This window comes from Parasphingorhabdus cellanae (assembly GCF_017498565.1).
GTDB lineage: Bacteria > Pseudomonadota > Alphaproteobacteria > Sphingomonadales > Sphingomonadaceae > Parasphingorhabdus > Parasphingorhabdus cellanae.
The window spans coordinates 543,417-569,306 of record NZ_CP071794.1; the positions used below are offsets into that span (position 1 = coordinate 543,417).

A 25,890-nucleotide genomic window follows, 5' to 3' on the forward strand; every position below is an offset into this window, starting at 1 on the left:
CAGAATGTTTTAATTGATTTAGCAGGCTGGCAATTTTGTATTATAAGCACACATCATTCAATGAAATGTGCCCCCTATAAGAATAAGGAGAGACTAAAATGGACATGAAAACACCCGGCGCCAAAATCGAAGGCTGCCCAATGGGCTTTGACGGCGGCATACGCTCGCTTCTCGGTCGCCAGAACCAGGATTGGTGGCCCAACCAATTGCAACTTAGCATTTTGAGCCAAGGTGGAACTTCCCCTGATCCGATGGGCGATGATTTTGACTATGTCGAGGCATTCAAGTCTATCGACTATCAAGGGCTTAAAGATGATTTGACCGCTTTGATGACTGACAGTCAGTCTTGGTGGCCTGCGGATTATGGCCATTATGGCCCGTTCTTCATTCGCATGGCATGGCATGCTGCCGGAACCTACAGAACTGCTGATGGACGCGGCGGCGCAGGAGAAGGGCAACAGCGTTTTGCTCCGCTCAATTCATGGCCTGACAACGGTAATCTGGATAAAGCGCGACGGTTATTGTGGCCGATTAAACAGAAATACGGCCAGAAAATCAGCTGGGCCGATTTGTTCATCCTGACCGGTAATGTTGCCATCGAGTCGATGGGTGGGCCCGTTTTTGGTTTCGGTGGCGGTCGCGCTGATACATTTGAGCCTCAGCGCGACATTTATTGGGGCAATGAAGACAAGATGGTCAATGAAGGCGTCCAGACACGCATCGACCCTGACATGGATCTCAAGCTGGAAAATCCGCTTGCAGCCATCCAGATGGGTCTGATCTATGTTAATCCAGAAGGCCCCGGCGGTAATCCCGAACCGGCCCTCTCGGCTCGCGACATGCGTGAAACTTTTGCACGCATGGCAATGAATGACGAAGAAACGGTTGCCCTTACCGCTGGCGGCCATGCATTCGGTAAAGCCCATGGTGCGGGTGATGCCAGCCTAGTCGGTGTCGAACCGGAAGGTGGTGATATCACCGCGCAAGGTCTCGGCTGGATCAGCAGCCATGCTACGGGCATTGGTGCTGATGTTATCACATCGGGCCTTGAAGGGTCATGGTCTTCTACCCCGACGCAATGGAACGGGAACTATTTCCGCCTTCTGCTCGACTATGAATATGAGCTGGTAAAGAGCCCCGCAGGTGCGAACCAGTGGCAGCCCATTGACCAGAAGGAAGAAGATATGGCGCCTCACGCGCATGATCCTTCCAAGAAGGTTCCGACAATGATGACCACGGCCGACATGGCGCTGAAAGTGGATCCGGAATATCGGAAGATTTCTGAACGATTTCGCAACGACCAAGCGGCACTGGATGACGCCTTTGCACGCGCTTGGTTCAAACTGTGCCACCGCGATATGGGTCCAAAAGTCCGTTATCACGGCCCTGAAGTTCCATCAGAAGACCTGATCTGGCAAGATCCTATCCCTGCTGGTCAAAGCATTAGTGATAGCGATGTCGCCAGCTTGAAAACGGCTATATTGGACAGCGGCCTGACGGTCAGCGAGTTGGTCAAAGCGGCTTGGGCTTCGGCTTCTACCTACCGCGATTCCGATCATCGCGGCGGCGCTAATGGCGCGCGTGTTCGTCTGGCTCCGCAGAAAGACTGGGCAGCCAATGATCCTGCCGAGCTCGGTAAAGTTGTTTCCAAGCTCGAAGAGATTAAGGGCGACAACAATGTCAGCATTGCCGACTTGATCGTTCTGGGCGGAACCGCTGCTGTAGAAAAAGCGGCGAAGGACGCTGGTTTTAACGTTGACGTACCATTTGCAAGTGGACGCGGCGATGCGACAGACGAGATGACCGATGCGGAGAGCTTTGAACCACTTGAGCCCAAAGCCGACGGTTTCCGGAACTATCTCTCGGCCAAGCATAGCGTTCCAACGGAAGAGTTGATGCTCGACCGCGCGTCGTTACTGAAGCTCAGCGTGCCGGAAATGACGGTGCTGGTTGGCGGATTGCGTGCCCTTGGTGCCAATAGCGGCAATAGCAATCATGGCGTTTTGACGGATCGTCCAGGTCAACTTACAAACGACTTCTTTGTGAACATGCTCGACATGAATACCGTCTGGGAAGCGGTTGACGGTAGTGACGAAGAAGAATTTGTCGGCAAAGACCGGAACAGCGGCGAACAACGCTGGACCGGGACCCGCGCCGACTTGGTCTTCGGTTCTAACTCTCAGCTGCGTGCGGTTGCTGAAGTCTATGCGGAAAGCGGCCATGAAGAGAAGTTCGTCCAAGATTTCGTCGCGGCATGGACCAAGGTCATGAACGCAGACCGCTTCGACCTCGCGTAATTCGACCTAAAGGTTACAAATGAGAAGACGGCTCGCTGGGAAACTTGCGAGCCGTTTTATTTTCAAAGCTTTGCTTTGGATGCTTCCCAATTTTGCCCATCAAATTTCGTAATATTGGGCTGCAAACCGTGCCCCGCGTCCAGACAGTTATAATTGACGCTCCAGCTATCTGGATGGGATCGCGGCTGATAGAAGCTTTTGATGCCGCAATGCCGACAAAATAAATGGTCCGCCTGCCCGCTACCAAATCTATAGCTGGTCAAGTCATCCTCACCTTTCTGCAGATTGAATTGCTCATGCGGTATGAACAGGTGAAGAAAGCCCGTCCGCGCACAAATCGAGCAATTGCAATCCAGCATTTCCGGCTGTGCATCCGCTTGAGCGGTGAAACGGACTGCGCCGCAATGACAACCGCCAGCAACGTCCATCATGACCGCACTTCGGTAGAATGAATGTCGATACGATTTTCCAGTGTCCGATGGACCGGACATTTCTCTGCAATTTCTAGCAGCTTCTGACGCTGCTCATCCGTCAAGTCCCCGCTTATGGTAATCGCGCGATCAATGACGTCGATCCGGTTGTCATCATTGTTACAGGTGTTACAATCATCAACATGGTCGCGGCTATGCTCCAGCTCGATATGTACGCCTTCTAAAGGGATACCTTTACGATCCGCATACATTTTCATGGTCATTGAGGTGCACGTCCCTAACGCCGCGAGCAACAGATCATATGGCGATGGCCCGCTATTTTCTCCACCGAACGATACCGGTTCGTCGGCAAGGAAAACATGTTTGCCGACACGGACGGTTTGTTGAAACTTGCCGCTGGCAGTTTCGACCGAAACGAGGGAAGGATTTGTAGCCATATTCTATTCCACAGTAACCGATTTCGCGAGATTGCGCGGCTGATCAACGTCAGTGCCTTTTGCAACGGCTACATGATAGGCGAGCAACTGCACAGGCACGGCATATACAAGCGGCGCAATCAGTGGATGAACCTTGGGCATCTCGATGGTCGCCATGCAGCCTTCACCCGCTTCGACCAGACCTTCAGCATCCGAGATCAGCACCACCTTGCCGCCCCGCGCGCGCACTTCTTGCATATTGGATACTGTTTTTTCGAATAATGGACCAGATGGAGCCAGCACAATTACTGGTACGGCCTCGTCAATCAAAGCAATCGGGCCATGTTTCATCTCGCCGGATGCATAGCCTTCGGCGTGAATATAGCTTATTTCTTTGAGCTTTAGAGCGCCTTCCAGTGCCAATGGATAATCAGGACCGCGCCCTAGATAAAGCACATCGCGCGCGGGAGCAATCAGATGCGCCATATCTGCTATATCGTCATCATGGGCGAGCGCGGCATTTAGCGCCGCGGGCGCCTCGGTCAGATGTTCAACAACTTCGCGTTCTTCGTCCCGCGTCATCTGGCCCTTTACGACAGCGAGATGTGCCGCAAGCGCCGCCAAGACGGCAAGCTGACAGGAAAAGGCTTTGGTCGATGCAACGCCAATTTCCGGACCGGCATGGGTTGGCAATAGCAAGTCAGCCTCTCGCGCCATTGAACTGGTTGGAACATTGACCACAACTGCAATTTTTTGGCCATTTTCCTTGGAGTGACGAAGCGCAGCAAGCGTATCTGCTGTCTCGCCAGACTGCGAGATAAACAGCGCCAGGCCACCAGGCTCAAATACCGGGTCACGATACCGAAATTCCGACGCAAAATCCAGGTCTACCGGCACCCGGGCAAAGGTCTCAAACCAATATTTCGCGACCATCCCGGCATAATAGCTGGTGCCACAAGCCACGATGGTGATCCGTTTGATATCGCGCAAATCGAAATCCATTTGCGGTAGCGCCACTTGCTGCTCCAGCGGGCGAATATAGCTCCGTAGGGTTTGCGCGACTACCGTGGGCTGCTCAAAAATTTCTTTCTGCATGAAATGGCGGTAATTGCCCTTTTCAATAGTCGCAGCGGATACGCCAGAAGTCGTAACTTCTCGCCCTACAGCATTGTTATCCTTGTCGTAAATTGCAGCGCCTTCACGATTGATAACGACCCAATCGCCCTCTTCGAGATATGCTATTTTCTGGGTCAGCGGTGCCAGCGCCAAGGCATCAGAGCCCAGATATGTCTCGCCATCACCGTAGCCAACCACCAAAGGTGACCCCAAGCGCGCACCGATTAACAAATCCGGCTGCGAACGAAAGACAATCGCCAGGGCAAAAGCGCCGCGCAGGGACGGCAAAACCGCTTTAACCGCCTCTTCCGGTGATTTTCCGTTTTCAACTTGCTCGCTCACCAGATGCGCAACTACTTCGGTATCAGTTTCACTTTCAAACAACCGTCCGCGCGCGCTGAGCTCTTCGCGCAGGGCCTTGAAATTCTCGATAATACCGTTGTGGACCAATGCCACTTCGCTGGTCGCATGGGGATGGGCGTTGCTAGTAGTTGGCGCGCCATGCGTCGCCCAACGGGTATGCGCAATGCCGATATTACCGGCTGCGTCGTCGGTCTTCAGCACCGATACCAGATTGGCAAGCTTGCCCTCTGCGCGGCGGCGGATCAGTTGGCCGTCTTCAACCGTGCAAACACCAGCGCTGTCATAACCGCGATATTCCATACGTTTCAGGCCATCGACGAGACGATCCGAGACAGATTCCTTGCCAACAATTCCAATAATTCCGCACATCGTATTTTGGGCTTTCTTCTAAAGGGTATAAGGAATTCGGATACCCGGCATCTCTGACGGAAAATCCTTTATATTGCGCGTGACGAGAATGCGACCAGATACTTGAGCCGAGGCCCAGATAATCGCATGGGGAGAACTGAGAGATGGGCGCTGTTGCCGCATCAGCGCCGCGCGGCGGGATATTTCTTCGTCCAGCTCGCTAATCGCGAATAGCCTCAGGAAAGCTTCGGTTTCCGCCAAAACCAGCTCCGGCGCGCAGGCCATGATTTCGATCCAGCTGATCCGGCTAATCCACGGGCGGCTTGTACGCTGTAATTCAACGCCAGCCCGTGGTTCGTTCTGAAGGGCATCCAGAACGATGCCAGTATCAAAAAACGCTTCGATCATTCCCGCACACCATCCCAGTCGCTGCGGACCTTGCCGTCATAGTCTAGACCATCAACGTGCGAACCATGGCGCGCCCAAAGACCGAAATATTTGGCAATCCCATCCTGACTTTCCCGCGCCCTGAAAGCCTCTACCGCCTCGCGCAGCAAGGCCGCACGCGACTTGCCCTGCTCTGACGCAAGAGCATCAAGCCATTCAACATCTTCTTCGGGCAAGTCGGCAAGGATACGAGTCATGATATATTGATATCATATCGCGATATCATATCAATCGTTTTGTTAGATCTTCACGACTGCTCTTTGCACGTGGCAAGCCGATGTTATGAGCGAGGCCGACCTCCCCAAGCCACTTAATTACCCACCATGCAGGATCATGCTGGTCATCCTCTAAGCCAATTCGCGCAGACTCTGGAAACGCATGATGGTTGTTGTGCCAGCACTCACCATAAGTCAGCAGACCCAAACCCGGCAAATTTGATGCTTGTACTGATGCACCCTTTACATCCCAATCCCCTTGTCCAGGACGGTGACAGAAATGGGTGATTGTCCAATGCCCGGCAGCGCTGACTATTACTCGCATACATATTCCCCAGATCACCCACGGAATTCCGCCAATTGCATATAAGAGGATGGCTAATAGAATTTGATGCCAGCGCCATGTTTTCTCCAGAAAGATATAGAACCGATCACTTGCAACATTAGCTTCAATGAAAAACTCTGGCGGCTTTTCAAACTCAAACCGGTAGAAAAGCTGCCAGCGTAAGTCTTTTAGTAGCGAGCGACGATGGGAGAAAAAATCGTGGCACCTTGGCTGTCGCTGGGCCCAATCGCGGATGTCATGAACGCGCAATATTCCATGAGGGCCCGCTACACCCACCAATGTCCCGATATAGATTAGAAAACGCTCGACAGGCTTCGAACATATGAAAGTGCGGTGAATCAACATCCGGTGCATACCCACGCTATGGCCCAAAAGCAGCGTTGCATATGTGAGGCAAAAAAACATCAATAGGGCGCTGAACGTGAAATAGGGAATCGCAAATATGATTGCGAAGACCAACATCGAACCGTTCCACACAAGTTTTGGCGCATCCAGTACCGGCTGACCCAAATCCGCAGACGCCGATGAACCATCAATTCGTATGACCGGTTCCATCATGGTAGTTAAGCTACTTCCCCGCCTTCTTCATTGTCATCGTCTCACGAAATTTCTTCGCCCAACCGGCTTTTCCAGATTGTTCAGCCCGCACCAATGCCAAATCATCCGCAGCCACATCCTTGGTCAACGCCGCACCAGCCCCAACAATAGCGCCATCACCAATGGTCACCGGAGCAACCAATGCGCTGTTGCTGCCGATGAAAGCGCCTTTGCCGATCTTCGTTCTATATTTAAAAAAACCGTCATAATTGCAGGTAATCGTGCCCGCGCCGATATTGGCGCCCTCGCCCACTTCAGCGTCACCGAGATAGGTCAGGTGATTGGCCTTGGCGCCTTTGCCGAGTGTAGTTTTCTTCATTTCGACAAAATTGCCGACCTTGGAGCCTTCTTCCAACACTGCACCCGGCCGCAATCGGGCGAACGGACCAACATTGGTATCGGGGCCGATTGCCGCGCCTTCAATATGGCTGTGGCCATAAATCTTTGCACCGCTGGCGATCGAAACACCAGGACCGAAAATCACATTCGGTTCTATTACCACATCTGAAGAAACATCGGTATCATAGCAGAAAAAAACGGTTTCTGGTGCAATCAAGCTAACGCCATCAGCCATTGCTTTTGCGCGGCGGCGGAACTGCCATTCGCTTTCGACCGCAGCCAGTTCCGACCGACTGTTTACACCGGCAACCTCCGCTGGATCATCCACTTCGATCACAGCGCTATTCTGCCCCGGCAGCATCACGATATCCGGCAGATAATATTCGCCCGCAGCATTATCATTGCTGATCTGGTCAAGCAAAATGAACAAATCCGTCGAGCGTACCGCCATCAGGCCGCTATTGCACAGGTTGACCGCCCGTTCCGCTTCATTGGCGTCTTTAAACTCGACCATTTTCTCGATTTCGCCCTGATCATCAGCGATAATCCGGCCATAGGAGCCGGCATCATCTGGGCGAAAGCCCAACACAACCGCACGCGGATCTGACCCGTTATTCAGGCGAAAAATCATCTCCTGCATTGTCGCGGCGCTAACCATCGGAACATCACCGTAAAGGATCAGAACATCACCAGCGAAACCTTTAAGCGCATCATGAGCCTGCGCGACCGCATGGCCGGTGCCCAATTGATCGTCCTGTATAGCAATTGCGACATTGCGCCCTTCAACGCTCGCCTCAATCTGCTCGCGCCGCGCACCGACGACCACAACCGTGCGCTCGACACCGATAGAATCAACCGTATCGAGCAAATGATGAAGCATGGGCTTACCGGCAATCGGGTGCAGCACCTTGTGCGTCTCCGATTTCATCCGCGTGCCTTGTCCGGCGGCTAATATAATGGCTGCTAAAGGACGGTCACTCATGCCAAAAACTCCGAATATCCTGTTCCAAACGCTGAATTTGCGCCCCATGCCATGATGCGGTTGCTTATGCCAGCAAGATCGGTTCTATGCAGAGGCTATGACAGAAATTTCTTTCGATATCATTGGCTTTGATCTGGACGGCACTCTGCTCGACACCAGCATGGAGCTGGCCGCCTCTCTCAATCACGCGCTGGACAGCGCTGGCCGGCCGCAAGTGGACGAACAATCCATCCGGTCCTTGGTGGGCATGGGCGCGAGGCATATGTTGGAAATGGCACTGGAACAGTCCGGCGGCAGCGACAAGGATCTGGTCAAAAGCCTGATGCCTGTCCTGATCGACCATTATGAGGCCAATCTAGGTCAAAATGCACCGGCTTTTGCGGGACTGGTCGAAGCCATGGATGCGTTGCAAGACCAAGGCATCAAACTGGCGGTGGTCACCAATAAATTTGAAAGCCTGGCGGTGAAGCTGCTCACCACCGTTGGTATGATTGACCGGTTTGTCACGGTTATCGGTGGCGACACCATGGGCAAAGGACGCAGCAAGCCCAAGCGCGATCCGATCGATGAGATGATCCGGCGCTGTGGCGGCATGGTGGATCAAACGCCCGCTGCCTTTATTGGCGACAGTATTTTCGACATTAAGGCCGCACAAAATGCTGGGATTGCCAATGTTGCGGTGAGCTTTGGCTTTCTGTATCAGCCAGTGGAAGAACTGGGTGCTGATGCGATTATTGATCATTATGATGAGCTTGTTCCCACGTTGGTCAAGCTGGGGTCTTAAACTAAGCCTTACGCCACTTCGTCCACAAATGCTGCATTAACATAAGCGGTGGCATTCTCAGCCAGTGGGACCGGATATAGAAGGCTTGCCGTGTGAACTTTCGGGTTTCACGCCCCCACCCGTCTCTCGCCAACAGACGTCGAATATAGAGATAATCGGTAAACTTCGTCTGGCCCGCGCGATATTTATAGACAGGCGTTCCATATAACCGGACCGCCAATCGCAGAGCGCGCGCCAAATGCGGCACCAGTTGATGCAATTTTGCGCGGGTGCCTAATTCCGCCCAGAATTCCTCACCCGATTCGGAAAATCGCCGGACCAGCCGGTCAATATCCCACAGATTTCGTAGCCCTCCCGCCAGATCGCCATCAGCGAACAGATGGGCGACCGAATGGAGCAGCATATCAGCAGGGGCCATCACATAAAGGCCAGAGTCCAGCCTTACCGAAGCATCCAGCATCGCCTGCGCATTGGGTGTCGGTCCTGCGGTCAGCGGTAAGGTCGTATGGTGAACGTCAATCATCCGGTCGCGCTCGCGGTGGATTAGCGGGGGCAGTTCGTGCATGTGATCGCGATAATATTGATCGTCATAGGCGTCAGGCTTCACCCATTCCCAACCTGCGTCCAACAATGCTTCTTCGGCAGCGGGTAACTGATCGCGCGCAACCATTATGTCAAGGTCACCAATGCTCCGCCCGATACCGGCATCAAGATCCGCGGCGACATAGGCTGTGCCTTTCATCAGCACCGTCTTGCAGTTTAGTGGCACAAGGGCTCGTTGTGCACTGTCCGCCTCCCAAAGAGCCTGTAATCGCGCTAAGTCAGTGGTTTGAATCGCATCTTTCAGAACCGGTTTGACCTGCTCTGGCACTTCGATATTCGTCAGACGATGAGCCAAGCTGCCGATTAGCGACTCTGCCCGGGCGATACTAATAAGCTCAGTCCAGCCTCTCCTGTCGAGCGAAAGGACTGTCTCAGGCTTACGCAACGCATCGACCAGAGGTTGAGCATTGCGCATCATGGTAGCTGGCTCCACAAGCTGTCGATCAGTTCTTCGGCCTGCTCGCCAGATTGATAGTCCATCGCTTTGGTCGGAACCGTATCGACAAATTTGGTCAGCGCCCGAAAACCAGACTCGCCCAGAGCCACATAATTGGTCGAAGCTTGTGTCAAGCGGACAAAAATCTCGCTCTTACCCATATCTCGCAATGCAGGATCATAACCGAAGCGCGGAAACAGCAGCAAAGCAGGCTTCGCCGTGTCCGCCATTTTTCGTACGGCCTCCAACGGCGGGACAATATGACGAATGTCACCTTTCGGCGTACCCCTCATCAAGGGACCGAAACGACCCTCGGATACTATCGACTGCATCGCTGCAATCGCTTCGTTTTTTAGGCTGATCAGGCGGGGAAAGCTGTGCGCCATATCAGTGTCTGGATTGAGCAAGGCAAATTCGTCTCCCATGAAACGCCAGCCTTTTTCGGCAAGCATTGCAGACAGCGTGGATTTTCCGGAACCCGACAAGCCCGTCATTAACAAAGCCTTGCCGTCTTTTTCCACGCTACTGGCATGCAACAAAAGGTGCCGCCGCCAGCCCAGTGCCATTTGTAGATTCATACCCATTTCAGCTGCCAAGAGGCTCTGGCTCAATGGCAACGGTGCTGCATCCGGGAGCCAATAGTCACCTGAAATATTCACTGATGGCCGGATATACCGCCGCCACGGCTTTTCCGGTTCCAATCGAACCGTAAAATCCGCATAACCATCTGACGATGCCGGATAATCTTTATACAACGCCGCCAATTGATCCAGAGGTTGCCGCCAAGTGGACGCTACCCGAAATCGCGCCGGTCCCACTGTCAGGTAAAGATGATGAAGACCTGCCAATGGCCCTAAACCTGTTCCACCAGACCGAGCAAGTGCAATTCGGCCAGCCTTGCCATTACGATATCGGCTACATGGGTGCTATCTTCCAAATCATAGCTTAACGAGAGCCTCTGTGCGATATCGTCGGCGGTTAGAGCCTCCTCAGCCATAACCTCTAATATTGCGGGTATAGGATCGGCCACCATATGCGTAATCCCCGATGACTTCTGAAAAATTAGCGTCATACTGTCCAGCGGATGCTGGATAAGCCCTTCAGAGGCTGTGGCGCGATAAAGCTGGCTCATGGGCGGTTACACTATTCCTGACCACGGTAAATCATTCGAAAAAGCTATTAGCATGAATATGTTAATAAGCATTGGCGTTGAAGCCAAAAATCAGCGCAAAACTATCGCGGCATTTGCAGAGATGCGTAGCAGGTAAAGCCGCTTTGCCCGGACTGCAGGCGCCGGATATAGTTCACATAGGCTTTGGACTGATCATAGGATGTTCCCGGCAAAGATCGTCCATTCATCGCGCGCTTCACTTCTTCACCAGTAAAATTGCGACCCGCTGGCGGAAATGACCCTGGTGTATCAGGAGAAACAATTTTACCGTCAGGACCAATATAACCGCCTGCAGCATGATTACCTGGCACCGGAATTTCGCAGTGCAACACGGAACCTGCGGCTTGCGCCAAAGCCGGCTTTATACTGACAACCGCCGAAGCTGTTACAGCGCCCATCATCAACGCACGGCGACGCGTTACAATAGCAGAATTCCCAGAATTACCTGTAGATTCTGATGGTCTGTCATTCTGGTTCGAGCTGTCCGTCATGGCGTAAAAAATTTCCTCTGAATTTCGCCTTTAGAGAGTAAAACGATTAAATGCGAGTAAACACTCGACCCCGTAAGTCGCCGTCCTTAAACGGGACAAATTGGCGGAAATGCTTAATAAAGCTTATGAAAAAAATTCAAAACCAAGACGGTTCGCCACTATTTTGATATAGCCATTGCTGTTTTTGCGAAAACCCGCCTAAACATAACCCACAAATTTTATTGCAACGGCAAATATGAACACAATTTCTCCATTTCGCCTGATTTTTGCGATCCTTCTTATCATTGGAGGATCAGTTCTGGCCGCACAAACCTCAGCAGCAATGATGAAAATTGTCATTATGTCTGCTTTTGGTATCGTGGCATTGGCAACTATCGCGTTGGAAGACCATGCTCCGCCGACGCCGGATTTCAGTGCCTTGGAGCGACAAAAGAAACGGATCTTATATCAAGGACGAGCCGAAGCTTATCAAGACGTCATTGACCCGATAACAGACCCGATTCTGCTTATTCGGAATGCCAAGGTGGCCGCAGCCAATCCAGCAGCGAAAAACTTTCTCGGTAATCATATTATCGGAGAGGATGTGCGGGTTGCCATTCGCCACCCGGCGGCGGCCGACAGACTTGCCAATCCCAACGCCGAACATAGCGGGGAGCCGATTTTACTCGTCGGGGTCGGTAGTGCTAATCAGCGTTGGGAGTTACGTATTCATGCGCTCGACGACGGATTGAAGCTGGTTCAGCTATCCGATCAAAGCAGCCGCTATGCCGCTGAACGGATGCGAACCGATTTTGTTGCCAATGCAAGCCATGAACTAAGGACCCCTCTGGCTGCCATAAAGGGTTTTATCGAAACGCTGGAAAACCCCGAAGCTGGTAAAGATGAAGATACTCGCGCACGATTTCTGCAGATCATGTATCAAGAAGCGGACCGTATGCAGCGTTTGGTCGAAGACCTCATGTCATTATCTCGCATCGAGGCGGAAAAATACCAACTCCCTACCGAGCCAGTTGATCTTGCTAAACTGGTGGCTGAGACAAAAGCGGTATTTCTTAATGGGCGTAACAAGAAAGACGATAATTTTTTTGTTTCGCTGCCAGATAATTTGCCAATGATCCAAGGAGACTATGCCCAGCTGTCCCAATTACTCCATAATCTCGTCAGCAACGCTTATAAATACGGGCGGCGAGGTAGTCCTGTATCGGTGATGGTTGAGCCCAATAGAAGCGGATCCATGCTCCGATTAACCGTTACCGATCAAGGTGACGGTATCGCAGCAGAACATATACCGCGACTAACCGAACGCTTTTATCGCGTTGACAAAGGGCGCAGTAAATCCATCGGTGGAACCGGACTAGGACTTGCGATAGTCAAACACATCACGGAACGTCATGGGGCCGGATGGAAGTCACAAGCGAGGAGAACGTAGGTACTACCGTCGCGATATTCCTACCGGTTATCAAACCGCAGGGCGATAATGCCAATGCACCGCCTGTAACATATTTGTCATAAATATGTAATCATTAGGACACTGGCGACTTTTAAACCGCGCTCAACCAGTCGAAAATCATGATCGATTCTTGGCCGATATTTTAACACTCCATAGAAAACGGGGACAGCATAATGTTTAAGAAAATCGCTCTTTTGGCGGTATCCACTCTCGCCTTGGCAGCATGTCAGGATCAGGCTTCTGGCGGACAAGGCGGCACACGTAGTGAAGTTCGGATCGTTGGTTCATCAACTGTCTTCCCATTTGCCAAAGCCGTCGCCGAACAATTTAGCGCCAGTGGTGCGAATACATCCCCCATTTTAGAGTCAACCGGTACGGGCGGCGGAATGAAGCTGTTCTGTGCAGGTGTTGGTGCCAACACTCCTGATATTGTTAATGCCTCAAGAAGGATGAAGGGCACCGAATTTGAAATGTGTAAAGAAAATGGCGTTACGGATGTAGTCGAAATTCAGGTCGGCATTGATGGTATCGCTGTTGCGCAAGCCAACGAAGGCCCGGCCATCAAACTGACGCCTACTCAAATTTACGAAGCAATTGCAGAACGGCCGTTTGGTAAAAAGAACGAAACCAAAAACTGGTCAGACATTGACTCTTCACTGCCTGATATCGCGATCAGCGTCTATGGTCCCCCATCAACCTCGGGAACGCGCGACGCTCTTACAGAGCTAATCATGGAAGTAGGCTGCAAGACTGACGCTGCCACAAAAGCGCTAAAAGAAACCGATGAGGACGAATATGACGCCATTTGTCATGATGTTCGAGCCGATGGTGCCTATATTGATGCAGGTGAGAACGATAACCTGATCGTTCAGAAACTGAAAGCCAATCCAAACAGCCTCGGCATTTTCGGCTATAGCTTCCTTGAAGAAAATACAGACTCCGTCCGCGGCGTTTCTGTTTCCGATGTCCAGCCTGAATATGATGCCATAGCATCAGGCGAATATCCAGGTGCACGTCCACTCTACATCTATGCCAAAAAACAGCATGTTGGCGTTATTCCTGGTCTTCAAGAATATCTGACGGAATTCGTAAATGCAGGCGGAGCGGACGGCTATCTTGTGAAAGCCGGCCTCATTGCTTCGCCTGATGATGTTCGTACGCAAATGACTGAGACTGTTAAGAATCTACCAGTCTTGACGGGTACTGAACTGAAATAAATTTCCATAGGCATGCGGGCTGTTATTCAAACAGCCCGCATGCTGTCATATCTATCCCCAATCGAGGATCAGTTATTTTATCGTGACAGGCTCTATTCTTTTCCTGCTGATCATTATCCTCGGAGGCATATCGTGGTTTTTTGGCCGCGTTAAGGCGAGGCGCTTTGTTACAGGTAGCGCTGCAAGGGGAGCGGTACATTCACTCCCGAATTATCATGGCTGGTACGTCGCGCTGTGGGCCGTCGGCCCTGCCCTGTTGTTTCTTATGATCTGGAACATCGCGAGCCCAGCTTTGGTTACCGATGCCGCACTTGCTAGCCCGGCCGCTGAACAATTGCCGCAAGACCCATTTGCACGTGGCTCAATACTAGCGGAGGCCCGTTCAATTGCATCGGACCAACAGGTCAAAGCGTTTAATCCGCTCTCCCAGACTATGGTAGAACCCTACAAGACGGCAATATCCTATTATCAAACACTAGGAGCAATTGCTGCGCTGTTACTGGTATTTGCAGGCGGTGCTTATTCCTGGCTGAGATTAAAGCCAGAGCTGCGAGCACGGACCAAGATCGAACGCATCACTATGATGGCATTGCTTTTGGCATCGCTGATCGCAACTATCACCACCATAGGCATATTCGCATCGCTCATCTTCGAATCCGCTCGCTTCTTTTCGATGGTGTCCCCGATAGACTTTTTGTTTGGAACGGAATGGAATCCAAAGGCCGTAGCTGGCCCACGTGGAGAAACCGGATTTGGTGCCATTCCATTATTTTGGGGCACGGTATTTATCGGCGCAATCATTGCGATGATTGTCGCTATCCCCCTAGGTCTGATGAGCGCAATTTATCTTACACAATATGCTCCGCTCAACTTCCGCGCTTGGATGAAGCCGATTCTGGAAGTCCTGGCTGGCGTTCCAACGGTTGTCTATGGATATTTTGCAGCACTAACTGTTGCTCCTGCCTTGCGGGACTTTGCCGTTTCAATCGGTATTTCCGGTGCTTCGTCGGAATCGGCTTTGGCGGCAGGCGTCGTTATGGGCATCATGATTATCCCATTCGTGTCCTCGATGGCTGATGACAGTATTGCCGCAGTTCCGAGCGCTATGCGTGATGGGTCGCTCGCTATGGGCGCTACCAAAAGCGAAACCATAAAAAAGGTTTTGATCCCCGCGGCGCTACCGGGTGTAGTTGGTGGCGTGCTGCTGGCTGTTAGCCGCGCTATAGGAGAAACCATGATCGTTGTAATGGCCGCAGGCCTGGCAGCGAATATGACAGCCAATCCGTTTTCCAGCGTTACGACCGTAACCACCCAAATTGTCCAACTGCTGACCGGCGATCAGGAATTTGATAGTCCCAAAACCCTTGCGGCATTTGCATTGGGTCTGGTGCTATTTATCGTAACCTTGTTGCTCAATCTCATCGCCCTGAGAGTCGTCAAGAAATATCGGGAAGCTTATGAATAGCGCCGCCACCTTTATTGATGAGCGCAATCCGACGGATTGGCAAAGCGACCAGATGCAGAAACGCATCCGCAAGCGCTATGCTGCCGAACGTCGCTTCAAGGCTTTAGGTCTAGGTGCGATTATATTGTCAGCCAGTTTTTTGGCGTTCTTGCTCGTGGTTATGGTTGGCAATGGATTGCGGGGATTTACTCAAACCGAACTTCCGGTTGCAATAGATTTTCCAGCCATGACAGGCGGCGCTTCGGCGAGCCAGTTTGAAGGTACAAATGCTGAGGCTAACCTTCGAACATTGGGTGTGCAGGATATAGTCAACACCAGCATAGAAATTCAATATGGAGAACTAGGCGGCGAGCTGTTTTCAGCCGGCGGCTGGCAAGCAGTCAGTGCTGCAATTTTGGACAATCCCGACATCATAGAGACGGAAACTACACTCTATCTGCCTGTAGAATCAGAGATCGATGTGGCTTACAAGGGCAGTGGCAGCGCCTCCGCAGAACAGAAAATCACAGAACTAAAAGATCAATTCAGTACAGGGTTTAATTGGAATTTCCTGAGCAATTCCGACGCAACCGATCCGATGCAAGTCGGGATATGGGGAGCCTTGAAGGGCTCGCTGATAACGATGTTCATAACATTGATGATCGCCTTTCCGATTGGTGTGCTTTCTGCGCTCTATCTCGAAGAATACGCGCCTAAGAATCGCTTCACAGATTTGATTGAAGTGTCGATCAACAATCTTGCCGCAGTTCCGTCCATCATCTTCGGTTTGCTTGGCTTGGCTGTGTTTCTCAACCTCTTCGGCCTGCCGCGATCTGCCGCCTTGGTTGGCGGCCTGACGCTGGCCTTAATGACAATGCCTGTGATCGTTATTTCGGGACGCAACGCTGTGAAAGCTGTCCCCCCCTCTATTCGCGAGGCCGCATTCGGTATAGGTGCGAGCCAGATGCAGGTTGTATTCCATCACGTGCTGCCGCTTGCACTACCCGGTATCCTTACCGGAACCATTATTGGTATGGCCCGTGCCCTCGGCGAAACTGCACCTCTGCTGATGATCGGCATGCGCGCCTTTATTGCAACCCCGCCGAGCGGTATTGTCGAGCCTGCTACGGTTCTGCCAGTGCAAATTTTCCTATGGTCCGATGAGGTCAATCGCGGATTTGTGGAAAAAACGTCTGCGGCAATTATCGTGCTACTCTTGTTCCTTCTGACAATGAACGCCCTTGCAATATATTTGCGCAATCGTTTTGAAACCCGCTGGTAGATGATGATATGACCGAATTAATAGACAGCACCAGTTCCAGTGAAAGTCCGACCATGACAGAAACCACAGCTCCTGCCATTTCTGCCGGTGATGGCCCATTGAAAATGACCACCCGCAACGTGGATGTTTTCTATGGCGAGAAGCAAGCCATTAACGGCGTTTCTATTGATGTTACGATGGATAATGTCACAGCGTTTATTGGTCCTTCTGGTTGCGGAAAATCGACCTTTCTACGTTGCCTCAACCGCATGAATGACACGATACCGATCGCAAAAGTGACAGGTGAGATCACCTTGGAAGGCGAAGATATCTATGCGCCAAAAATGGACGTGGTACAGCTACGCGCTCGTGTGGGCATGGTTTTTCAAAAACCAAATCCTTTTCCAAAGTCAATCTACGACAATATCGCGTATGGCCCTCGCATTCATGGGCTTGCGAATAGCAAAGACGAGCTCGATAATATTGTGGAAACGTCGCTCCAAAGAGCAGGTTTATGGGGTGAAGTGCAAGATAGGCTACAGGATAGCGGAACCGCTTTATCTGGCGGTCAGCAACAACGATTGTGCATTGCCCGCGCCATTGCAGTAGATCCGGAAGTGATCTTGATGGATGAGCCCTGTTCGGCGCTTGATCCTATTGCGACAGCAAAGATTGAAGAGTTGATTCACGAGCTTCGCGGCAAATATGCTATCGTTATCGTCACACACAATATGCAGCAAGCTGCCCGTGTGTCGCAACGTACCGCCTTTTTCCACTTGGGCACATTGGTCGAATATGGCGTAACGTCCGACATATTCACCAATCCTACCGAGGAAAAAACGCGGGATTATATTACCGGACGCTACGGTTAAGCGGATCGAAAAGGGAAGGAACCCGAAAGATGGCAAATACCGGCACAGAGCATACCGTCAAAGCCTTTGACACTGACATTAATGAGTTACGCGGAATGGTTGCCGAAATCGGTGGTCGCAGCGAACAAGCAATTGCGAAAGCAATGCGCGCCTTGGAAAAGCATGATCTAAAACTGGCTGCTGAAGTGGTTGCCGAAGATAAGCTGATCGATGACCTCGAAAAACGCATCGATGATCTCACTTTCCAGACCATTGCTTTGCGTGCTCCAATGGCAGACGATTTGCGCGAGCTTATTGCCACATTCAAGATATCGGGTGTTGTAGAGCGCATTGGCGACTATGCTAAGAATATTGCGAAACGGGTACCGGTTATCGCCAGCACACATAGATTGGGACCGGCTTCTTTATTGCCATCTATGTCAAATGTGGCTTCGCAACTTGTTCGCGACTCTCTGGAAGCCTTTGCCCGACGTGATGCGGATCTCGCTTTGGAGGTCAGTGAACGGGACCAGATTGTAGATGATTTCTACACCAGTATTTTCCGGTCTGTCATCACCTATATGATCGAAAACCCCAAAGATATTGGGGAAGCAGCCCATCTGCTCTTCATCGCCAAGAACCTTGAACGTATTGGCGATCATGCCACGAATGTCGCTGAAATGGTCTATTTTGCCGCCAAGGGCGAACCAATGCCGGAACGCGATCGCGGCGAAAATCCTACTGATTTCATAGACGAGCCTACTAACGGAAGATAGCAATATGTCCAATGCAAGACTTTTACTGGTAGAAGATGATGCAGCACTAGCCGAGCTTTTGTCATGGAACTTTAAAAAAGAAGAATATGACGTCATTCATACGGCGGACGGCGAAGAAGCTCTGCTATTGGTCAAAGAGAACCGTCCTGATGTTATTCTGCTGGATTGGATGATAGAAAACCTGTCGGGCATAGAAGTATGCCGCCGCCTGCGCCGGTCACCTGAAACAGCTAATATCCCGATCATCATGCTCACGGCACGAGGCGAGGAGGAAGATAAGATCCGAGGTCTGGAAACAGGAGCAGACGATTATATCACCAAACCATTCAGCCCGCGCGAGTTGATCGCGCGCGTAAAAGCCGTATTGCGCCGGGTACGCCCTGCCCTGGCTGGTGAAAAGCTGGCTTTTGGAGATCTGGAAATGGACACCGTCGGCCACAAAGTGAAGCGGGACGGGGATACCATACCACTGGGGCCGACTGAATTCCGGTTGCTGCGCCATTTTCTGGAGCACCCCAATTGGGTTTTCTCCCGCGAGCGACTGCTCGACAGCGTCTGGGGTCAGGACAGCGATATCGAGCTGCGGACGGTGGACGTCCATATCCGCCGGCTGCGCAAAGCTCTTAATGCGAACCAGCGCCCAGATATTATCCGAACCGTTCGATCTGCAGGCTATGCCCTGGACACGGAAGCTGCCTGAACGACCTCTTTTTTGGCTAGAAAAATGGTCGGTTAAATCGAGCTTTCTGTTTTCTTGACGGCTATATTTTAGAATGAAATTTGCGCACGGGCTCCGATAACATCGACCGAATAGTCTTCGGGTGCTCCGGTCACGATACCAAGCGCATTGCCATAAGAAAGATGCCCATAGTTCACCAGAAAGCGAACATAATCCACCGGCGTCCAAATCAATGACGCCATATATCCGTCTTGCGTACCACCAATGATACCGGCGTCTGTCAGATCAAGCCGGTCATAACGCACATTGACCTGCCAAGCGCCGGAACCGCCGGAACCAACAGGGTTATTTACCTTCACGCCTTTAAATACACCGCCTCTATATTCCCGTGTGTCGTCGGTAAGAAACAGGCCCGCCTCCACAGAACCACCAAAAAAAGTCGGGTTCGCCAACCCAGGGCGACTGACTTTAGCCCAATGGGTTTCGGCAGCAGCATGAAAACGGCCAGAAATTACCGCCGCTTCGAGACCATAGGTTAGTTGTTCTTCAGCGGTAATATTTCCAGTGTTAATAAAGCGCGTGTCGACGCTGTGGATCAGAGGCCGCTGACGATAGCGTACAGAGTCGATGCTATCGCCAAGATCAGTCCAGTGCACTGATCCGCCAAGATGAAGCTGAGCATCCCCCAGTTTCGGCGCATAAACGATCCGCCCATCAAGGTTGATGCTATCATTGCCGTCACTCAAGTCGTCAATATTGTCAGTGAACACACCGCCTTGTAACAGTATATCACCTGTCTTATAGGCCGCTGAAACGCCAACTTTACGTTGGAAACCGAAAGCATCCGTGAAAGCAGAGCGTTCGATAAAGCTGGTGTCGTTGCTACTGGATATTTCTTCTAACGACTGGAAATTATTATGCTGTCCGATAGTAATAGTCAGGCCGCCGCTTTTGTAGTCGAGATAGGCGTCGGTTAGTTCAACACCATCCAAGAGATCCGCCTCCAGTTTATACCCAAAGCCGCCAGGAATTTTACCCTGTACACCAAGTCTCACGCGGCGTGCTTCATTGGAAAAGCCTTCTCCCGGGATACTGATAGTGGATGGTACCGATGAAAGATTGTTGAAGTCGTAAAGAATACGACCGCGCGGTTTGAAGCTCCAGCCATCATCGGTTTTAATTTCCGGTGCACCTTTAAATTTGATGCTTGTTTGCTCTTTTTTCTGAGTGACCTTCTCAACAGCGGCAACTTGCTCGCCTTGCTGCTGTTGCACGGTTTCGACGTTTCCAAGCTGCGCGCGCAGACTGACCACTTCCTGCTCAAGCTGATTAAGCCTTTCCAACAGTGCTGCGGCCTGTTCTTCGGAAATTTGTGCTGCAAAGGCCTGGCTCGGTAAAAACGCCAGAATGGCTGCGCCAGTTGCAAGAGTGGATTTAAGTGTCATATTCATAGAGTCCCGCGCCAAAGTCTAAAAAGATTGATGACGGCTCTATGATCAATACGTTTCGAAAAAACGTCATTTTTATTGCAGTTTTTTTACGAAACCACATTCAGGAAATATATTGGATGGAAGCGCGTTAGTCTGCGACTAGTTTCACGAGACGGCGCTCCATAGGGGCGAGCACCCCAGCAAGATCATGACCGCGTTTCAATATCTGTCCATGCTCTCCATGCAGCGTCCACATGCCTTGCTTGTTACGATCCGCCGGACGCTTTTCAATCCGCATTTGCGGTCTTTCCGATGTACGGCGAAATGCCGCAAAAATCGCAGCATCCTTACCCATATCCATTGCATAGTCGCGCCAGTGACCAGCAGCAACCATCCGACCATATAGGTTTAGAATGCGTTCCATTTCTTTTCGTTCAAAGCCTACTTGAACGGGTGACGCGTTCCTATTGGGAAAAGATGAGATGTTAGAATTTCCAGAGCGCATCAGGCGCTATCTCGTTTGCTCTCGGATGCGTCATCGTCGGCCTTTTCACGGCCGTCTGCATAGGCCGCGATGCGCTTTTGTAATTGCTCCATTTCACATTGCAAGATTTCCAACTTCTGCGTCGAAGGATCAAAAACCTCGCTGCAAGGAGTACCATAGGGAGTAAATTCTTCCTGATACTGCTCCACTTGAACCAGCGTGGGGCGCGCACGAACGCCGACCATCGTTGCTCCCTCTGGAACATCCTGCGTCACGACTGCATTGGCACCGATACGAGATCTTTTCCCGACAATAATCGGTCCCAGTATCTGCGCACCAGAACCCAAAATAGCATCATCCTCAATGGTTGGATGTCGCTTTCCACCGACGCCGTTTGCGGGATTGGTTCCGCCCAGCGTCACGCATTGATAAATCGTTACATCATCGCCAATTTCAGCAGTCTCGCCGATAACTGAGAAGCCATGATCAATAAATAGATGGCGGCCGATCTTTGCACCGGGATGGATATCAATAGCCGTGAAAAGACGAGAAAAATGATTCACAAGCCGAGCGAAAAAATATAGTTCCCCCTTGAATAACCAATGAGCCACTCGGTGCAATCCCACAGCTAAAACGCCAGGATAGAGTAAGACTTCCCAACGCGAACGCGGTGCAGGGTCACGTGCCTTTATAGAGTCCAGATATTCACCTAAGTCCCGAAACATATTTTTCTCCGGCGATTTTAAGAGCTCCAAACTAAGGTTCGGCGCACCATATTTCCAGTCCTTTCTTGCAACTCATTTAAAACCGGCCTTTTTGCACTCGCATTCATCACCATATTAAATTACCGAACGCATGTTCATCGAAGGACTAAATGATGTCAAACTATCTCCCGACGCTCAAACAGCTCCAATATCTGGTCGCTCTTGAGGAGAATGGCCACTTCGGGCGGGCTGCAGAAGCTTGTTACGTGACCCAATCAACCTTGTCCGCTGGAATCAAGGAATTGGAGACATTGCTCGACGTCATGTTGGTGGAACGCACGCGCCGCGTCGTACGTTTTACGGAACTTGGCAAACAAATGGTTGAAAAATCACACCGTATTCTGCGCGAAGCCGAGGAGCTCTCGGATATGGCACGCTCTGCTGGTCAACCGCTGGTTGGCGATGTTCGTATGAGTGTCATTCCAACAATTGCTCCATTCCTGTTGCCTCGTTTATTGCCTCGCCTGCGCAAGGAACGACCGGACCTTAAGCTTTATTTGAAAGAAGAAACCAGCCAGGCCGCATGTGATTCGTTAAGTCATGGAAAAGTAGATTGCGTTTTGCTCGCCCTTCCCTTTCCTTGCGGCGATATAGAATCAGAAATATTATTCAATGATGAGATTTTTATCGCCTTTCCAAAAGACGATCCGCGAGATCCTCCTGAATTGGTGGATCCTGCCCTGATTGATGAAAACCGCTTGTTACTACTCGAAGACGGACACTGTTTGAAAGATCATGCGCTCGCGGCCTGCAACCGCCCCGAATTGAGAGCGTCTGCCCGCATGATGGGTACCTCACTGCACACACTGGTCCAGATGGTAGACAATGCGCTTGGCCTTACATTATTGCCCAAAATGGCGATTGATAGCGGCATTCTCGCGCACACCGATATTATCGCACGTGCGATCAAGTCCGACCGCGCGTTCCGGGATATTGCCCTGGTTTGGCGCAAAAACAGTCCGCGAAGGGATGAATTTGAGCTCCTGGCTGAGATTATGCGGCAGAGCCAAAGCTGGGTAAATGAGGGGGCAACTTAGTCCCGCCAGCTTTTTGCAGCCTCTAAATCAGATTGCCGTTCTTCGACCCAATTTTCAGTGCCATTTTGTAATATTTCTTTTTTCCAGAAGGGTGCGACTGTTTTCAATTGGTCCATAATGTAAGAGCAAGCTTCAATCGCGGCTTGCCTATGATCAGAACAGGTACAAACCAAAACAATTTGCTCTCCTACTTTCAATCGCCCCACGCGATGGACGATCGTGATACCATGCAAATTCCATTGATTTGACGCTTGAACAGCAATTTTACGCAGCGCTTTTTCTGTCATTGCTGGATAATGCTCCAGTTCCAGCACAACCAATTTCCCATCGCCTCTCACCTGTCCGATAAAACTGGACATTGCGCCACCGCCTCGCGTTGCCAATCGTTTGATTTCCAAACCAGAATCAAAATCGCTTTCTTGGACTGTTATGGAAATCATCCGCCTGTCACCGGCGGGAATACTGCCAGTTCCTTTGCTCTGCCAATCGAAGCATCCGGCCCGACAAAATCGTGATCTAGCGCAAAACGAAGCTTTGTAACATCAGCAAAAACAAACTGATAGGCTGTATCTTTGCCTTGAAGATACTCAAGAAGCTGGCCGACAGTCTCAACATCTTCCGGACAATTCAACGATTCTTGCTCGCGACCAATCCGTTCTTTGACCCAAGAAAAATATACAAGGTTAAGCTCATGCGACATATTAGTGATTACCTAGTCCATATGCTTGAGGCCGACGCGAAGATAATCCCAACCGGTTATAAGCGTCAATATCGCAGCAGCCCAGAGCGTCCAGATACCGACAGTCTGAATAAACTCAAATTGCGGCAAACCGCCTGCCAGAATCAACGCGCCAAGTGAAATTAGCTGAAATGTTGTTTTCCATTTAGCAAGTTGAGAAACAGGTACACTGACCTGAATCCCGGCTAAAAATTCACGCAGGCCGGATACCGCTATTTCCCGTAGCAAAATAATGAGTGCTGCAACAACATTATAACCTTCAATGTCGCCACTGGCGCAAAGAATAAGAACAACCGATGCCACCATAATCTTGTCAGCAATCGGGTCCAGGAATATACCCAGTTTTGAAACCGTTCCTTGGGACCGTGCAAGATAACCATCAAAATAGTCGGTGATCGCCATCAAAGCATAAAGTACTGTGGCCAACAGATACCCTAATTTCCAACCCGGCCACCATAGCAAAGCCACCAAGAAAGGCACTGTGAAAATCCGCGAAAGCGTCAAAATATTTGGAAGATTCAACATATTGTCCGCAGCCATAACGGGATTTCGCAAAAAGTTAAATCCTATCCTCGTTATCCTGGCACTAGTGATGAAATTATCGAACATTCAGCGCCTTGCGCAATTGATTAACATCGCTAGGGTATCGATTAAATTCGTCCCCTGTCTGACAATGTTCAACAACAGGAAATCCCCAGCATGTCATCAGCTCTCCGTCTATTGGCCAAACGACGTTTTTGGCCACTTTTTATCACGCAATTGCTTGGCGCTTTCAACGACAACTTATTCAAATTCTCGATGGTAATCTTGGTCACCTACGGGATTTACAAAGACCCGGCGCAGGATTTTCAATTCAATGCGCTCGCGTCTGGGATATTTATCCTGCCGTTTTTTCTTTTTTCCTCACTGGCAGGACAATTGGCCGACAACTATGATAAGGCGCGAATAACAAGACTAGTGAAGACATTGGAGATCGCAATAGCGATTATTGGCGGCATCGGCCTTTGGATACAATCCATCCCGATCATGTTGACTGCGTTGTTTCTTCTTGGTTTGCAATCGACATTTTTTGGACCAATAAAATATGCCATCTTGCCACAGCATCTTGAAAAAGATGAAGTTCTAGCCGGAACTGGATTGGTTGAAGCTGGAACTTATATCGCAATATTGGCGGGAACGATACTAGGCGGGATCATCATCGATAGAGATGGCAATGGCGTCGAACTGGCCGTTATTTCGGTGTTTTTTGTGGCGTTGATTGGACGCGTTGGTGCGCAGTTTCTTCCAAGCGCGCCGCCTCAAAAAGAGGTTGAGAAAATTGACTTTAATTTCATCCGCTCATCAATCAAATTAATTTCGGCAACGCTTCACATAAGACGGTTATATCTCGCTATTGTAGCAATCAGCTTTTTTTGGACCATTGGCTCGGTGTTGATCATTCAGTTTCCCCCATTAGTTGAAAATGTACTCACGGCAACTCCCGCTGTCGCCAGCCTCTTCCTTGGCGTCTTTTCCATTGGCATCGCGGTTGGATCCATCTTGATAAACCGCTTGCTGAAAAGCCAAGTGTCTGCTCGCTATGCACCATATAGCGTTATAGCTATGGGTAGCTTCGTGCTAGTACTGTTCTTTATTGCGCGCGGTTGGGAAGGATTACCCGATGGTGAACTTTATACTTTCCAGACATTTATGATGCATGATGGCGCATGGGCGTTATTGGGGACATTAGCCGGTGTTTCGGTTTTTGGCGGCATGTTTGTTGTGCCGCTTTACGCTTTTTTGACTACGACCGTCGATATTAGCGAAACAGCGCGAACCATAGCGGCCAATAACGTGGTCAATTCGGGATGTATGGTGCTGGGCGCTTTAGCCGCATTGGGTTTAAGCATGCTCGGCGTGTCTACGACTGAGCAATTGCTGCTTGTCGCAGGTATGTGCATCGTCGCGGCATGGTTGGGCCAACAATTACATCTTGCCTGTGACTAGACAGCTGGCGATACAATTCAGAATATAAACATATAAAATGCTGTGAAAAACGCCGAAAAGCTGAGCATGAATAGACTTACATCCTCATTGAACCATTTTGCGGGTGGGGTCGTAGCCTCAACAACGACACCTTCATCCTGCGCTACCGTAAGGGTTTCCAAAGGCAAAGAGAGCCTAAATGGATGTTTAGCACTTTCATTGTGTAGCACGAGGTCTCTGGTCAGCATTTTTTTCATGCACTATTGTTAACAAATTATTAGCTATTAAATCTATGCCAAAATCGGCGTTGAACTTCGGTGTCATAGGATGGCACAGTTATTCAGGCGTTCCCCAGTACTGAATTCCAATCCAAAATGGACTAAAAAATGCGATTGTGTGATCTTTGCAACA

The 25,890-nt window shown here is 50.7% G+C and carries 28 protein-coding genes; 11 read left to right on the forward strand and 17 right to left on the reverse strand.

Annotated elements, in window-relative coordinates; genetic code table 11:
• Positions 1 to 98: 98 nt before the first annotated feature.
• Positions 99 to 2,297, forward strand: coding sequence for a catalase/peroxidase HPI (katG, locus tag J4G78_RS02740; RefSeq protein WP_207988352.1), 2,199 nt, complete (start codon positions 99 to 101; stop codon positions 2,295 to 2,297).
• 62 nt (positions 2,298 to 2,359) lie between these two features.
• On the opposite strand, the gene J4G78_RS02745 is transcribed toward katG, so the two are convergent.
• Genes J4G78_RS02745 through glmU form a run of 7 tightly spaced genes read right to left on the reverse strand, consistent with a single transcriptional unit; the run spans position 2,360 to position 7,897 of the window.
• Positions 2,360 to 2,728, reverse strand: a complete 369-nt coding sequence (locus J4G78_RS02745) for a GFA family protein (protein ID WP_243457192.1) — start codon at positions 2,726 to 2,728, stop codon at positions 2,360 to 2,362.
• Positions 2,725 to 3,165, reverse strand: a complete 441-nt coding sequence (locus tag J4G78_RS02750; protein ID WP_207988353.1) for an OsmC family protein — start codon at positions 3,163 to 3,165, stop codon at positions 2,725 to 2,727. Before J4G78_RS02750 ends, J4G78_RS02745 begins: the two co-directional genes overlap by 4 nt.
• Positions 3,166 to 3,168: 3 nt before the next feature.
• Positions 3,169 to 4,992 (reverse strand): glutamine--fructose-6-phosphate transaminase (isomerizing), encoded by a 1,824-nt coding sequence (gene glmS / locus J4G78_RS02755; RefSeq protein WP_207988354.1) that lies wholly within the window; start codon positions 4,990 to 4,992, stop codon positions 3,169 to 3,171.
• Between the two features lie 18 nt (positions 4,993 to 5,010).
• Positions 5,011 to 5,379: a PIN domain-containing protein gene (locus J4G78_RS02760; RefSeq protein WP_207988355.1), complete on the reverse strand. Its 369-nt coding sequence runs from the start codon at positions 5,377 to 5,379 to the stop codon at positions 5,011 to 5,013.
• Positions 5,376 to 5,615, reverse strand: a complete 240-nt coding sequence (locus J4G78_RS02765; RefSeq protein ID WP_207988356.1) for a ribbon-helix-helix protein, CopG family — start codon at positions 5,613 to 5,615, stop codon at positions 5,376 to 5,378. The genes J4G78_RS02760 and J4G78_RS02765 overlap by 4 nt, the downstream gene beginning before the upstream one ends.
• A 25-nt stretch (positions 5,616 to 5,640) precedes the next feature.
• Complete coding sequence (locus J4G78_RS02770; RefSeq protein WP_243457193.1) at positions 5,641 to 6,537, reverse strand: acyl-CoA desaturase; 897 nt, start codon at positions 6,535 to 6,537, stop codon at positions 5,641 to 5,643.
• Between the two features lie 10 nt (positions 6,538 to 6,547).
• On the reverse strand, positions 6,548 to 7,897 hold the full coding sequence (glmU, locus tag J4G78_RS02775) for a bifunctional UDP-N-acetylglucosamine diphosphorylase/glucosamine-1-phosphate N-acetyltransferase GlmU (protein ID WP_243457194.1): 1,350 nt from the start codon (positions 7,895 to 7,897) through the stop codon (positions 6,548 to 6,550).
• 97 nt (positions 7,898 to 7,994) lie between these two features.
• Here glmU and J4G78_RS02780 point away from each other — a divergent pair, with 97 nt between their 5' ends.
• Positions 7,995 to 8,681, forward strand: a complete 687-nt coding sequence (locus tag J4G78_RS02780) for an HAD-IA family hydrolase (protein WP_207988358.1) — start codon at positions 7,995 to 7,997, stop codon at positions 8,679 to 8,681.
• Position 8,682: 1 nt separating this feature from the next.
• Here J4G78_RS02780 and J4G78_RS02785 read toward each other — a convergent pair whose 3' ends face one another.
• The 4 genes from J4G78_RS02785 to J4G78_RS02800 form a co-directional block, all read right to left on the reverse strand.
• Positions 8,683 to 9,699 (reverse strand): nucleotidyltransferase domain-containing protein, encoded by a 1,017-nt coding sequence (locus tag J4G78_RS02785; RefSeq protein WP_207990351.1) that lies wholly within the window; start codon positions 9,697 to 9,699, stop codon positions 8,683 to 8,685.
• The gene (locus tag J4G78_RS02790; protein WP_207988359.1) at positions 9,699 to 10,568 is read right to left on the reverse strand and encodes an HprK-related kinase A; all 870 of its coding nucleotides are present in this window, start codon (positions 10,566 to 10,568) and stop codon (positions 9,699 to 9,701) included. The genes J4G78_RS02785 and J4G78_RS02790 overlap by 1 nt, the downstream gene beginning before the upstream one ends.
• Positions 10,569 to 10,573: 5 nt before the next feature.
• A complete protein-coding gene (locus J4G78_RS02795) occupies positions 10,574 to 10,852 on the reverse strand; it encodes an HPr-rel-A system PqqD family peptide chaperone (protein WP_207988360.1) in 279 nt (92 codons plus the stop codon).
• A gap of 101 nt (positions 10,853 to 10,953) precedes the next feature.
• Positions 10,954 to 11,292: a hypothetical protein gene (locus tag J4G78_RS02800; RefSeq protein ID WP_375140359.1), complete on the reverse strand. Its 339-nt coding sequence runs from the start codon at positions 11,290 to 11,292 to the stop codon at positions 10,954 to 10,956.
• Positions 11,293 to 11,617: 325 nt separating this feature from the next.
• On the opposite strand from J4G78_RS02800, the gene J4G78_RS02805 reads away from it, so the two are divergent.
• From J4G78_RS02805 to phoB, 7 genes are all read left to right on the forward strand, one after another.
• Complete coding sequence (locus J4G78_RS02805; RefSeq protein WP_243457195.1) at positions 11,618 to 12,811, forward strand: sensor histidine kinase; 1,194 nt, start codon at positions 11,618 to 11,620, stop codon at positions 12,809 to 12,811.
• A gap of 194 nt (positions 12,812 to 13,005) precedes the next feature.
• Positions 13,006 to 14,049, forward strand: coding sequence for a substrate-binding domain-containing protein (locus tag J4G78_RS02810; RefSeq protein WP_207988362.1), 1,044 nt, complete (start codon positions 13,006 to 13,008; stop codon positions 14,047 to 14,049).
• A gap of 82 nt (positions 14,050 to 14,131) precedes the next feature.
• Complete coding sequence (gene pstC / locus J4G78_RS02815) at positions 14,132 to 15,514, forward strand: phosphate ABC transporter permease subunit PstC (RefSeq protein ID WP_207988363.1); 1,383 nt, start codon at positions 14,132 to 14,134, stop codon at positions 15,512 to 15,514.
• On the forward strand, positions 15,507 to 16,775 hold the full coding sequence (pstA, locus tag J4G78_RS02820) for a phosphate ABC transporter permease PstA (protein ID WP_207988364.1): 1,269 nt from the start codon (positions 15,507 to 15,509) through the stop codon (positions 16,773 to 16,775). The genes pstC and pstA overlap by 8 nt, the downstream gene beginning before the upstream one ends.
• A 53-nt stretch (positions 16,776 to 16,828) precedes the next feature.
• A complete protein-coding gene (gene pstB, locus J4G78_RS02825; protein ID WP_207990353.1) occupies positions 16,829 to 17,626 on the forward strand; it encodes a phosphate ABC transporter ATP-binding protein PstB in 798 nt (265 codons plus the stop codon).
• 29 nt (positions 17,627 to 17,655) lie between these two features.
• On the forward strand, positions 17,656 to 18,381 hold the full coding sequence (gene phoU, locus J4G78_RS02830) for a phosphate signaling complex protein PhoU (RefSeq protein ID WP_207988365.1): 726 nt from the start codon (positions 17,656 to 17,658) through the stop codon (positions 18,379 to 18,381).
• A 4-nt stretch (positions 18,382 to 18,385) separates the two neighbouring features.
• Positions 18,386 to 19,081, forward strand: a complete 696-nt coding sequence (gene phoB / locus J4G78_RS02835; protein WP_109357208.1) for a phosphate regulon transcriptional regulator PhoB — start codon at positions 18,386 to 18,388, stop codon at positions 19,079 to 19,081.
• Positions 19,082 to 19,149: 68 nt separating this feature from the next.
• On the opposite strand, the gene J4G78_RS02840 is transcribed toward phoB, so the two are convergent.
• The 3 genes from J4G78_RS02840 to epsC all read right to left on the reverse strand — a co-directional run bounded on the left by J4G78_RS02840 (position 19,150) and on the right by epsC (position 21,699).
• Positions 19,150 to 20,505: a porin gene (locus J4G78_RS02840; protein ID WP_207988366.1), complete on the reverse strand. Its 1,356-nt coding sequence runs from the start codon at positions 20,503 to 20,505 to the stop codon at positions 19,150 to 19,152.
• A gap of 133 nt (positions 20,506 to 20,638) precedes the next feature.
• Positions 20,639 to 20,995, reverse strand: coding sequence for a DUF2794 domain-containing protein (locus J4G78_RS02845; RefSeq protein ID WP_207988367.1), 357 nt, complete (start codon positions 20,993 to 20,995; stop codon positions 20,639 to 20,641).
• Positions 20,995 to 21,699 carry a serine O-acetyltransferase EpsC gene (epsC, locus tag J4G78_RS02850; protein ID WP_207988368.1) on the reverse strand — a complete coding sequence of 235 codons (705 nt, stop codon included), beginning with the start codon at positions 21,697 to 21,699 and terminating at the stop codon, positions 20,995 to 20,997. The genes J4G78_RS02845 and epsC overlap by 1 nt, the downstream gene beginning before the upstream one ends.
• Before the next feature lie 152 nt (positions 21,700 to 21,851).
• Here epsC and J4G78_RS02855 point away from each other — a divergent pair, with 152 nt between their 5' ends.
• The gene (locus J4G78_RS02855; protein WP_207988369.1) at positions 21,852 to 22,775 is read left to right on the forward strand and encodes a hydrogen peroxide-inducible genes activator; all 924 of its coding nucleotides are present in this window, start codon (positions 21,852 to 21,854) and stop codon (positions 22,773 to 22,775) included.
• On the opposite strand, the gene J4G78_RS02860 is transcribed toward J4G78_RS02855, so the two are convergent.
• The 3 genes from J4G78_RS02860 to pgsA are packed head-to-tail and all read right to left on the reverse strand — an operon-like array spanning position 22,772 to position 24,039.
• Positions 22,772 to 23,215, reverse strand: a complete 444-nt coding sequence (locus J4G78_RS02860) for a molybdenum cofactor biosynthesis protein MoaE (RefSeq protein ID WP_207988370.1) — start codon at positions 23,213 to 23,215, stop codon at positions 22,772 to 22,774. The two genes, J4G78_RS02855 and J4G78_RS02860, sit on opposite strands and share 4 nt — an antisense overlap.
• Complete coding sequence (locus tag J4G78_RS02865; protein ID WP_207988371.1) at positions 23,212 to 23,475, reverse strand: MoaD/ThiS family protein; 264 nt, start codon at positions 23,473 to 23,475, stop codon at positions 23,212 to 23,214. The genes J4G78_RS02860 and J4G78_RS02865 overlap by 4 nt, the downstream gene beginning before the upstream one ends.
• A gap of 12 nt (positions 23,476 to 23,487) precedes the next feature.
• Positions 23,488 to 24,039 carry a CDP-diacylglycerol--glycerol-3-phosphate 3-phosphatidyltransferase gene (gene pgsA, locus J4G78_RS02870; protein ID WP_207990355.1) on the reverse strand — a complete coding sequence of 184 codons (552 nt, stop codon included), beginning with the start codon at positions 24,037 to 24,039 and terminating at the stop codon, positions 23,488 to 23,490.
• 174 nt (positions 24,040 to 24,213) lie between these two features.
• Between pgsA and J4G78_RS02875 the strand changes: the two genes are divergently transcribed.
• Positions 24,214 to 25,500, forward strand: a complete 1,287-nt coding sequence (locus J4G78_RS02875; RefSeq protein WP_207988372.1) for an MFS transporter — start codon at positions 24,214 to 24,216, stop codon at positions 25,498 to 25,500.
• Positions 25,501 to 25,890 lie beyond the last annotated feature (390 nt).

Bases quoted from the DNA above. Each gene is read 5' to 3' on its own strand.
- katG (WP_207988352.1), top strand. From the start codon at position 99: ATGGACATGAAAACACCCGGCGCCAAAATCGAAGGCTGCCCAATGGGC.
- J4G78_RS02745 (WP_243457192.1), bottom strand. From the start codon at position 2,728: ATGATGGACGTTGCTGGCGGTTGTCATTGCGGCGCAGTCCGTTTCACC.
- J4G78_RS02750 (WP_207988353.1), bottom strand. From the start codon at position 3,165: ATGGCTACAAATCCTTCCCTCGTTTCGGTCGAAACTGCCAGCGGCAAG.
- glmS (WP_207988354.1), bottom strand. From the start codon at position 4,992: ATGTGCGGAATTATTGGAATTGTTGGCAAGGAATCTGTCTCGGATCGT.
- J4G78_RS02760 (WP_207988355.1), bottom strand. From the start codon at position 5,379: ATGATCGAAGCGTTTTTTGATACTGGCATCGTTCTGGATGCCCTTCAG.
- J4G78_RS02765 (WP_207988356.1), bottom strand. From the start codon at position 5,615: ATGACTCGTATCCTTGCCGACTTGCCCGAAGAAGATGTTGAATGGCTT.
- J4G78_RS02770 (WP_243457193.1), bottom strand. From the start codon at position 6,537: ATGATGGAACCGGTCATACGAATTGATGGTTCATCGGCGTCTGCGGAT.
- glmU (WP_243457194.1), bottom strand. From the start codon at position 7,897: ATGAGTGACCGTCCTTTAGCAGCCATTATATTAGCCGCCGGACAAGGC.
- J4G78_RS02780 (WP_207988358.1), top strand. From the start codon at position 7,995: ATGACAGAAATTTCTTTCGATATCATTGGCTTTGATCTGGACGGCACT.
- J4G78_RS02785 (WP_207990351.1), bottom strand. From the start codon at position 9,699: ATGCGCAATGCTCAACCTCTGGTCGATGCGTTGCGTAAGCCTGAGACA.
- J4G78_RS02795 (WP_207988360.1), bottom strand. From the start codon at position 10,852: ATGAGCCAGCTTTATCGCGCCACAGCCTCTGAAGGGCTTATCCAGCAT.
- J4G78_RS02800 (WP_375140359.1), bottom strand. From the start codon at position 11,292: ATGATGGGCGCTGTAACAGCTTCGGCGGTTGTCAGTATAAAGCCGGCT.
- J4G78_RS02805 (WP_243457195.1), top strand. From the start codon at position 11,618: ATGAACACAATTTCTCCATTTCGCCTGATTTTTGCGATCCTTCTTATC.
- J4G78_RS02810 (WP_207988362.1), top strand. From the start codon at position 13,006: ATGTTTAAGAAAATCGCTCTTTTGGCGGTATCCACTCTCGCCTTGGCA.
- pstA (WP_207988364.1), top strand. From the start codon at position 15,507: ATGAATAGCGCCGCCACCTTTATTGATGAGCGCAATCCGACGGATTGG.
- pstB (WP_207990353.1), top strand. From the start codon at position 16,829: ATGACAGAAACCACAGCTCCTGCCATTTCTGCCGGTGATGGCCCATTG.
- phoU (WP_207988365.1), top strand. From the start codon at position 17,656: ATGGCAAATACCGGCACAGAGCATACCGTCAAAGCCTTTGACACTGAC.
- phoB (WP_109357208.1), top strand. From the start codon at position 18,386: ATGTCCAATGCAAGACTTTTACTGGTAGAAGATGATGCAGCACTAGCC.
- J4G78_RS02840 (WP_207988366.1), bottom strand. From the start codon at position 20,505: ATGACACTTAAATCCACTCTTGCAACTGGCGCAGCCATTCTGGCGTTT.
- J4G78_RS02845 (WP_207988367.1), bottom strand. From the start codon at position 20,995: ATGCGCTCTGGAAATTCTAACATCTCATCTTTTCCCAATAGGAACGCG.
- epsC (WP_207988368.1), bottom strand. From the start codon at position 21,699: ATGTTTCGGGACTTAGGTGAATATCTGGACTCTATAAAGGCACGTGAC.
- J4G78_RS02855 (WP_207988369.1), top strand. From the start codon at position 21,852: ATGTCAAACTATCTCCCGACGCTCAAACAGCTCCAATATCTGGTCGCT.
- J4G78_RS02860 (WP_207988370.1), bottom strand. From the start codon at position 23,215: ATGATTTCCATAACAGTCCAAGAAAGCGATTTTGATTCTGGTTTGGAA.
- J4G78_RS02865 (WP_207988371.1), bottom strand. From the start codon at position 23,475: ATGTCGCATGAGCTTAACCTTGTATATTTTTCTTGGGTCAAAGAACGG.
- pgsA (WP_207990355.1), bottom strand. From the start codon at position 24,039: ATGTTGAATCTTCCAAATATTTTGACGCTTTCGCGGATTTTCACAGTG.
- J4G78_RS02875 (WP_207988372.1), top strand. From the start codon at position 24,214: ATGTCATCAGCTCTCCGTCTATTGGCCAAACGACGTTTTTGGCCACTT.